The organism is Streptomyces jumonjinensis, from assembly GCF_009600885.1.
Taxonomy (GTDB): Bacteria; Actinomycetota; Actinomycetes; order Streptomycetales; family Streptomycetaceae; genus Streptomyces; species Streptomyces jumonjinensis.
In genome coordinates this window covers 18283-21112 of record NZ_VCLA01000165.1, presented here as the reverse complement: position 1 = coordinate 21112, position 2830 = coordinate 18283, and the positions used below count along the sequence as shown (strand labels likewise).

2 protein-coding genes and 1 pseudogene are annotated in these 2830 nt (G+C 68.8%); 2 read left to right on the top strand and 1 reads right to left on the bottom strand.

Going from position 1 to position 2830, the window contains the following annotated elements:
- Window positions 1-725 (bottom strand): ABC transporter ATP-binding protein (locus FF041_RS24150; protein WP_153524775.1); only part of this gene is annotated, 725 nt, incomplete at its 3' end.
- Between the two features lie 226 nt (window positions 726-951).
- On the opposite strand from FF041_RS24150, the gene FF041_RS24145 reads away from it, so the two are divergent.
- Window positions 952-2439: a cellulase family glycosylhydrolase gene (locus FF041_RS24145; protein ID WP_153524767.1), complete on the top strand. Its 1488-nt coding sequence runs from the start codon at window positions 952-954 to the stop codon at window positions 2437-2439.
- Between the two features lie 192 nt (window positions 2440-2631).
- Window positions 2632-2830: pseudogene (locus FF041_RS24140) on the top strand (alpha/beta hydrolase); the annotation flags it as partial.

The following is a 2830-nucleotide window of genomic DNA, read 5'->3' as shown; positions in this document are numbered from 1 at the left end:
CCCCGGTCCGCGCCCACGAACCGGGCCACATACGGGGTCGCGGGCGTCCCCAGCACGGCGGCCGGGGTGTCGAACTGCTCGATGCGCCCCTGTCCGTACACGGCGATCCGGTCCCCCATCCGCACCGCCTCCTCGATGTCATGGGTGACCAGCAGCACCGTCTTGCGCACGGTGGCCTGAAGGCTCAGAAACTCGTTCTGGAGGCGTTCGCGCACCACCGGGTCGACCGCGCCGAACGGCTCGTCCATCAGGAGTACGGGAGGGTCGGCCGCGAGCGCCCGGGCGACCCCGACCCGCTGGCGCTGGCCGCCGGAGAGCTGGGCCGGATAGCGCGAGCCGTAGACGCCGGGGTCGAGGCCCACCAGATCGAGCAGCTCGGCCGCCCGTGCGCGGGCCCGGCTCTTCTTCCAGCCGATCAGCGCGGGGACCGTCGCGGTGTTGTCGAGAACTGTTCGGTGCGGAAAGAGCCCGACCTGCTGGATGACATAGCCGATACGGCGGCGCAGCTTCACCGGGTCGACGGTGGAGACGTCCTCGCCGTCGAGCAGGATCCGGCCCGATGTGGGCTCGATCAGCCGGTTCACCATCATCATCGTCGTCGTCTTGCCGCAGCCGGAGGGGCCGACGAGCGTGACCAGCTCGCCCCGGCCGACCTCGAAGGACAGGCCGTCGACGGCGGTGGTGCCATCCGGGTAGACCTTGCCGACCTGCTCGAACCGGATCATGCCTCCCACGCTAGGAGCGCGGCCCCGGCAGCGCACACGGGCGGGACTGTACGAGTTGTCCGGGGCGCGCTGTACGTTCCCGGGTGACTGCCGATCTTTCTTGTCATGACCCTTGCCAGTCGCTGGCCGAGACTGCTTCCATCGTGAGGAAAGTTCGTTAGGAAAGTTTCCTTCCAGTCCCGGCTGAACCCCTAAGTCTGAACCCCAACAGGCAACGGAGACCCTCATGAAGCCCCCACGGAACTGGCTACGACCGCTCGGCGGTGTCGGCACGGTCGCCGCCGCCGCCCTGCTCATCGGCCTCACGGCCGCTCCCTCGGCTCCGGCCGCCCCCGCCCCCGCCGAACGCCCGGCGACGTCCGCCGCCGCCACCGTGTACGAGGCGGAGAACGCCACCGTCTCCCAGGGGGCGGTGGAGTCCAATCACCGGGGCTACACCGGCAGCGGCTTCGTCAACTACACGAACACCACCGGCAGCAGCGTCGAGTGGACCGTCAACGCCGCCAAGGCCGGCAGCGCCTCCCTGGCCATCCGGTTCGCCAACGGCACCAGCGCCAACCGCCCCATGAACATCACGGTCAACGGAGCCACGGTCGCCGCCAACCGGGCCTTCCCCGGCACCGGGGCCTGGACCACCTGGACCACCGCCTCCCTCACCGCTGAACTCAAGGCAGGAGCCAACACCGTCAAGGCCACCGCCACCACCGCCAACGGCGGCCCCAACGTCGACAGCCTGACCGCCGACACCGAAGGAGCGCCCCCCGGCGGCGGAGGCACGCCCGTCGGCGTCAACGGCCAGCTCACCGTCTGCGGCACCAAGCTCTGCAACCAGTACGGCAAGCCCATCCAGCTGCGCGGAATGTCCACGCACGGCATCCAGTGGTACCCCCAGTGCGTGACAGGCGGCTCGCTCGACGCGCTCGCCAACGACTGGAACGCCGACGTCGTGCGCATCTCCATGTACATCCAGGAGGGCGGCTACGAGACCAACCCGCGCAAGTTCACCGATCTGGTCCACACCATGATCGAGCAGGCCACCGCGCGCGGGATGTACGCGATCGTCGACTGGCACATGCTCAGCCCGGGCGACCCGAACCACAACCTCGCCCGCGCCAAGACCTTCTTCACCGAGATCGCCCAGCGTCACGCGAACAAGACGAACCTGCTCTACGAGATCGCCAATGAGCCCAGCGGGGTCTCCTGGGCCCGGGTGAAGAGCTACGCCGAGCAGCTCATCCCGGTCATCCGCCAGCACGACGCCGACACCCCGATCCTCGTCGGCACCCGCGCCTGGTCGTCCCTCGGAGTCTCCGACGGCGCCGACGAGACCGAGATCGTGAACAACCCGGTCAACGCCTCGAACATCATGTACACCTTCCACTTCTACGCGGCCTCGCACCACGACGAGTACTTCAACACCCTCTCCCGCGCCGCCGACAAGCTCCCCATCTTCGTGACCGAGTTCGGCACCCAGACCTACACGGGCGACGGCGGCAACGACTTCGCCATGGCCCAGCGGTATCTCGATCTGATGGCGAGCAAGAAGATCAGCTGGACCAGCTGGAACTACTCCGACGACAGCCGCTCCGGCGCGGTCTTCAAGCCGGGCACCTGCAACAGCAACGGTCCCTGGACCGGAACCTCCTCGCTGAAGCCGGCCGGTGTCTGGATCCGCGACCGGATCAGGACCGCGGACAGTTTCCCGACCAGGTGACCGGGTGACCAGGTGACCAGGTGACCAGGTGACCAGGTGACCGGGACCCGGCGACCGGGTGACCAGTGACCGGGACCCGGTGACCCCGGGCCGGTGAACCGGACGGGCCCGTCGTTCGTACGACCCGAGCCCGCCCATGGAATCCACCGTGTGATCCCATGGGCGGGCATGCCGTACAGAACAGGAGTTCCCGTGACCAGTTACCGCCAGCCCGGGGTCGTGCTCACCGACCGGTATTTCACCGTGCCCCTCGACCACACGGACCCCGGAGGCGAGCAGCTGGAGCTGTACGGCCGTGAGGTCGTCGCCGCCTCCCGCGCCGCCGACGAACTGCCCTGGCTCGTCTATCTGGAAGGCGGCCCCGGCCACGGAGCCCGCCGCTTCACCGGAA